Here is a 6196-nt window from a genome sequence, read left to right as displayed (position 1 = left end):
CAAGCATCACCTCCTGCCCTTTCGGGTGAACCGTCTCGTAATATTGCCGCAGCTCCAGCTCGGCGGCGGCTTCGGTGTCGAGCACGACCGTCGCGCTGGGGTGCAGCTGCAGCGCCGAAGCGGGGCAGCGGGCACTGAGCGGGCCCTCCACCATCGCCGCCACCGCCGAGGCCTTCGAGGCACCGGTGGCCAGCAGCACGGCGCGGCGGCTGCGCAGGATCGTGGCGATGCCCATGGTGATCGCAAAGCGCGGCACCGTCTCGTCCGGCCCGAAGAACCGCGCATTGGCCTCGCGCGTGGCAGAGGTCAAGGTCTTGACCCGCGTCGGAGAGGCGAGCGAGGAGCTCGGCTCGTTGAAGCCGATATGGCCGTTGCCGCCGATGCCGAGCAGCTGCAGATCGATGCCCCCCGCCTGACCAATCGCAGCATCGTAGCGCGCGGCCTCGGTGGCCGGATCCTCGGCATCGCCGCGCGGCAGATGCGTGCGCGCGGGATCGAGCCCGAGCGGGCCGAACAGCCGCTCGGCCATGTAGGTATGATAGGATTGCGGATGCTCCGGCGGCAGGCCGACATATTCGTCGAGGTTGAAGCTGGTCATCCGCTCAAGCGAGACCTCCCCCGCCTCGGCGCGTCGTACCAGATCGGCATAGACCGGCTCCATCGTGCCCCCCGTGGCCAGCCCGAGGACGGCCTGCGGGGTTTCGGTCAGGGTCTGCGCGATGATCTGCGCGCAGCGTGCCACGGCGGCGGCGGGATCGGGCAGGATCAGTAATTTCATCATATCCTCCTTCCGGGGCGCCCCTGGGGAGCGGCACGCCGGAGTTTCCATGGATGGTCGCGCCCGGGAGTAGGGTCAGACCGCAGACTTCATCTCGTTGTCGCCGGCCATTCCGGCCGCGCCGTCGCCCCTGTTTCAGGCAAGCCTCCGCCCTTCGGCGTCGAAGAGGAATCCATGCGCCGGGTCGAAACCCATTGCGATCTCCTCGCCGACGCGGGCCCTATGCTGGCCGAACATGCGGATCGTCGCCTGCTCGCCCGTCCGGGTGTCCACCACGATGTTGGTGTCGCCGCCCAGCTGCTCGACATGGGTGATCCTGCCGCGGATCGGCCCTTCGGCCTCGGGGCGCAGATGCTCGGGGCGGATGCCGAGCACGGCGCCCTCTGGGGCCTCCGTAACGGGCGCGAGAAAGTTCATCGAGGGCGCGCCGAGAAACCCCGCGACGAAGCGGTTGGCGGGGTTGTTGTAAAGCTCCATCGGCGCGCCGACCTGCTCGATCCGGCCCGCGCGCAGCACCACGATCCGGTCGGCCAGCGTCATCGCCTCTGTCTGGTCGTGGGTGACGTAGATCATCGAGGCGCCGAGCGCGCGGTGCAGCTGCGCGATCTCGATCCGGGTGTTCATCCGAAGTGCCGCGTCGAGGTTCGACAAGGGCTCGTCGAAGAGAAACAGCTGCGGCTGGCGCGTCACGGCGCGGCCGATGGCGACGCGCTGGCGCTGCCCGCCCGAGAGGTCCGAGGGGCGGCGGTCGAGATAGGGCTGCAACTCCAGCATCCGCGCGGCCTCGGCGATGCGCTCCTCGATCACCGCCTTGGGCTGGCCCTCCTGCTTGAGCCCGAGCGCCATGTTGCCGCGCACGTCGAGGTGCGGATAGAGCGCGTAGCTCTGGAACACCATGGCGATGCCGCGCTTGGCAGGGGGCGTGCGCGTCACCTCCGCCCCGCCGATCTCGACCCGCCCCGATGTCGCATCCTCCAGCCCGGCGATGACCCGCAAAAGCGTGGACTTGCCACAGCCCGAGGGGCCGACGAAGACGACGAACTCGCCCTCCTCGACCTCAAGGTCGATGTCGTGCAGCACCTGAATCCTGCCGAAGGACTTGGTCACGCGGTCGAGCTTGAGGGCGGTCATGGGGTTTCCTCCAGGGTAACGGGCCGGCCGGTGCGGATGCTTTCATCGGCGGCGAGGCAGACCTCCAAGCTGGTGAGCGCGTCCTGCATGTGGCGCGCAAGATCGATATCCTCGTCGATGGCGCGGATCAGATGCGCCTGTTCGGCATCGCACAGCGTCTGGTGGCCGGGCTCGTCCGGCATCTCGACGGTCTCGTCATGGCCGGGCCGGTGCACGAGGATCGCGCCGACCTTGGTGTGGCCGTCGACATCGTCCGAGGCGCCCTTGTTGCCTTCGGTGATGGACACGGAGCCGTTGGGCGAGACGATGTCCTTCACGAAGCTCGCGGTCTCGGACATCATCGGGCCCCAGCCCGCCTCGTACCAGCCGACCGAGCCGTCCTCGAACACCACCTGGAACTGGCCGTAGTTGTACATGCCCTCGGGGATCTCCTCGCTGAGCCTGAGGCCCATGCCATGCACCCGCAGGGGCCGCGCATCGGTGATCTGGCACATCACGTCGACGTAATGCACGCCGCAATCGACGATGGGCGAGGTGGTCTGCATCAGCGCCTTGTGCGTCTCCCAGGTCGCGCCCGAGGACTGCTGGTTGAGGTTGAGGCGGAACACGTATGGCCCGCCCAGACCCCGCGCCTCCTCGATCAGCCGCCGCCAGCTCGGGTGATGGCGCAGGATGTAGCCGACGACCAGCTTGCGCCCGGTCTCCTTCGCGCAGTCCACCACCCGCGCCGCATCCGCCACGGTGGTGGCGAGCGGCTTTTCGACGAAGACATGCGCGCCCGCCCGCATCGCCGCGCAGGCGTAATCGGCGTGGCTGTCGGAATAGGTGGCGATGACGACGATGTCGGGGCGCGTCTCTGCCAGCGCCGTCTCGTAATCGGTGAAGAGCGGATAGGAAGCGAGGGCCTCCGGCAGGGCGCGGGCCGAGCGGTTCACCAGCCCCACGATCTCGGCTTGCGGATGGGCATGGTGGGCCAGCGCATGGCTCAGCCCCATGTTGCCAAGCCCGGCGATGAGGACGCGGTGGGTCATTTGACGGCTCCCGAGGTGATGCCGCGGATCAGCTGCCGCGAGAAGATGACGTAAAGGACCAGCACCGGCAGGATCGCGAGGCTGAGCGCCGAGAGGACCGCGTTCCAGTCGGTCACGAACTGGCCGATGAAGACCTGTGAGCCCAAGGTGAGCGTCTTCACCTCCTCGGCCGGGGCGAGGATCAGCGGAAACCACAGGTCGTTCCAGATCGGGATCATGTTGAACACCGCCACCGTCGCCATGGCGGGGCGCACCAGCGGCAGCACGAGGCGGAAGAAGATCTTGTACTCGCTGAGCCCGTCGATGCGGCCGGCGTTCTTGAGATCGTCCGAGACCTGCCGCATGAACTCCGACAGGATGAACACCGCGAGCGGCAGGCCTTGGGCGGTGTAGACGAGGATCAGCGCCCAGAGCGTGTTCACCAGCCCCGTCGACACCATCATCTGCAGGATCGCCACCGTGCCGATGCGGATCGGGATCATGATGCCGAGCGCGAGGTAGAGCCCCATCAGCATGTTGCCGCGAAACCGGTATTCGGCCAGCGCAAAGGCCGCCATGGCACCGAACAGCAGGATGAAGAACAAGGAGGCCACGGTGACGATGAAGCTGTTCTGGAAGTAGAGGAAGAAATTGCCCTGCTTCATCACCGTCTGGTAGCCGATCAGGCTGAAGCTTTCGGCATCGGGCAGGGCCAGCGGCTCGCGGAAGATCGCGCGCCGCTCCTTGAAGCTGTTGATGACGATGACGAAGACCGGAAACAGCGCGATCAGCGTGTAGGCGATGAGCGCGGTGTGGGCCGCGACCGAGTTGAGCGGGTTGTGACGTGCGGTGGACATCGCGGCCTCCTCAGAGCTGGTAGCGGCGGATCCGGGTCTGGATGCCGAAGAGGTAGAGGCAGACCCCGATCAGGATGACCGCGAACATCGCCGAGGCGATGGCCGAGCCCATGTGCGGATCGCCCAGCTGCAGCTGGAAGCCGAAGAAGGTGCGGTAGAGGAAGGTGCCCAGGATATCGGTCGAGAAATCAGGCCCCGCCAGCGCGCCCTGCGCGGCATAGATCAGGTCGAAGGCGTTGAAATTGGCCACGAAGGTCAGGATCGAGATGATGCCGATCGACGGCAGGATCAGCGGCAGCTTGATCTTCCAGAAGGCCGAGAGCCCGGTGACCCCGTCGCACTCGCCCGCCTCGAGGATCTCGTCGGGGATCGACAGGAGGGCGGCGTAGATCAGCATCATTGGGATGCCGACGAACTGCCAGACCGAGATCAGCGCCAGCGTGGTGAGCGCCGTCTCCTCGCGCCCGAGCCACGGCGCGAAGAGCGATTTGAGCCCGATGGCGTCGAGCATCCCCGGCGCGATGCCCCAGATCGGCGACAGGATCAGCTTCCACGCGAAACCCACGATCACGAAGGAGAGGATGGTCGGGATGAAGATCGCCGAGCGGTAGAAGCTCGAAAAGCGCAGCCGCGGGTTCGACAGGATCGCGGCCAGCGCGATGCCGATCGGGTTCTGCACCGCCATGTGGATGAGAAAGAACCAGAAGTTGTTGATGAGCGCGTTCCAGAACTGGCGCGACCAGTTGGCATCGCCGAACAGCGTGCGGAAGTTCTCGAGGCCCACGAAGACCCGCTCTCCCTCGACCTCGTCGTAAAGCGCGAGCCGCAGCGTGTCGAACAGCGGCAGGATCATCACCGCCGTGTAGACCAGCACCGCCGGCGCGAGAAAGACGATGATGTGCCAGCGGATCTTTGGCGCATGCGAAGAGACGGCTGTGCCGGGCATGACGGATCTCCTGTGGGAGGAAAGACAAGGGCCGGGCGCGCAGGCGCCCGGCCCGGCGTCGGGTTACGGCTTGGGCTCGTACCAGCTCGCCAGCCCCTCCTGCAGGCGCGCGCCCGCATCGGCGGGGGTTTCCGCGCCCTTGATCACCTGCGCCGAGGCGTTCCAGGTCTCGTTTTCGAGGTTCGGCGTGCCGCGCGACAGGATCTGGTAGGTCGAGCGGATGGTCGAGTTGCACTCCTGCCGCCAGCTTGCGAACTCCTGCGCCAGCGGGTCCTCGATCTCGACCGGGGTGTCCGACAGCGGGAAGAAGCCCGGCAGCGCGTTGGCATAAAGCGTGGCGAACTCGGGCGAGGCGACCCAGTCGAGGAAGGTCTTCGCCGCCTCGGGATGCTCGGTCGCGGCGTTCATGCCGATGCCGATGTCGGTGTGATCCGAGATGTAGCACTCGTCCCCCTCATTGGGCACCGGCGGCGGGAAGGCCCCCATCTCGAAATCGACGAGATTGTTGAAGCCCGACACCTCCCACGAGCCCGCCGGATAGATCGCGGCGCGGCCCAGCGTGAACAGGTTCTGGCTGTCGGGATAGGTCTGCGCCTCGAAGCCGTCGCCGAGATAGTCGCCCCAGCGGGCGAGCTGCTCGTAGGGCGCGACCCATTCGGGATCGGTCAGGCTGGCTTCGCCCGAGAGCAGCGCCTGGCGGCCCTCCTCGCCCTTCCAGTAGTTGGGCCCGATGTTCTGGTAGCCCATGGTCGCGGCTTCCCACTGGTCGTTGGTGCCCATCGCCATGGGGATGTAGCCGCCGTCCTCCTTGAAGGCGTCGAGCACGGCGAAGAACTCCTCGACCGTCTCGGGCTCTTCGAGGCCCAGCTCCTCGAAGGCGTCCTTGTTGTAGATGAAACCGTGGATCACGCTGGCCATCGGCACGCAGTAGGTGGCCGATCCGTCATCGGTGCTCCAGCCCGACTTGGCCACGTCCGAGAAGTTGGACATGCCGTCGAGATCGCTCAGATCGGCGAGCTTTCCATCCTCGAACAGCGCCAGAGAGGCGTCGAAGGGGCGGCAGGTGATCAGGTCGCCCGCCGAGCCCGCGTCGAGCTTGGAATTGAGCACGGCGTTGTATTCCGCCGGGGCCGAGGGGGTGAAGTTCAGCTTGATCTCGGGGTGGGCGGCTTCGAAGGCCGGGATGATCTGGTCCTGCCAGATCGAAAGGTCGTCGTTGCGCCAGCTCTCGATGGTCAGCGTGACCTCCTGCGCCGCCGCGGCCCCCGCAAGCAGGGTCGAGCCGAGCAGGGCTCCGAGGATGATCCGTTTGGTCATTGTCTTCTCCCGTGTTGATGTTGCCGCGCCCTGTTCAGGCGTCTTGTTGTGTCTTGAGCGCGCCGAGCGCGGGGCGCAGGTGCCCGCCATGCGCGTCGAGCAGGGCGCGCGCTGTTTCGGGCGTGGCGCCCGCGGCGATCAGGCAGGCGGGCTTCAC

General features: G+C 66.7%; 6 protein-coding genes. All 6 read right to left on the bottom strand.

The window, feature by feature from the left end; all coding sequences use genetic code 11:
- Nucleotides 1-778: glucosamine-6-phosphate deaminase (nagB, locus tag NHG85_RS02785; protein ID WP_253329611.1), on the bottom strand; the 778-nt coding region annotated here is incomplete at its 3' end.
- A 135-nt stretch (nucleotides 779-913) separates the two neighbouring features.
- Nucleotides 914-1909, bottom strand: a complete 996-nt coding sequence (locus tag NHG85_RS02780) for an ABC transporter ATP-binding protein (protein WP_253329609.1) — start codon at nucleotides 1907-1909, stop codon at nucleotides 914-916.
- The gene (locus tag NHG85_RS02775) at nucleotides 1906-2940 is read right to left on the bottom strand and encodes a Gfo/Idh/MocA family protein (protein WP_253329607.1); all 1035 of its coding nucleotides are present in this window, start codon (nucleotides 2938-2940) and stop codon (nucleotides 1906-1908) included. Before NHG85_RS02775 ends, NHG85_RS02780 begins: the two co-directional genes overlap by 4 nt.
- Nucleotides 2937-3776, bottom strand: coding sequence for a carbohydrate ABC transporter permease (locus tag NHG85_RS02770; protein ID WP_253329605.1), 840 nt, complete (start codon nucleotides 3774-3776; stop codon nucleotides 2937-2939). Before NHG85_RS02770 ends, NHG85_RS02775 begins: the two co-directional genes overlap by 4 nt.
- 10 nt (nucleotides 3777-3786) lie before the next feature.
- Entirely contained in the window at nucleotides 3787-4722 is a 936-nt protein-coding gene (locus NHG85_RS02765) for a carbohydrate ABC transporter permease (RefSeq protein ID WP_253329603.1), read from the bottom strand.
- 63 nt (nucleotides 4723-4785) lie between these two features.
- Nucleotides 4786-6039: an ABC transporter substrate-binding protein gene (locus NHG85_RS02760; protein WP_253329601.1), complete on the bottom strand. Its 1254-nt coding sequence runs from the start codon at nucleotides 6037-6039 to the stop codon at nucleotides 4786-4788.
- Nucleotides 6040-6196: the final 157 nt, after the last annotated feature.

Origin of the sequence: Limimaricola litoreus, assembly GCF_024159025.1 — a bacterium.
GTDB lineage: Bacteria > Pseudomonadota > Alphaproteobacteria > Rhodobacterales > Rhodobacteraceae > Limimaricola > Limimaricola litoreus.
The sequence above is the reverse complement of the archived record's forward strand: the minus strand, read 5'-3'. Positions and strand labels throughout refer to the sequence as shown.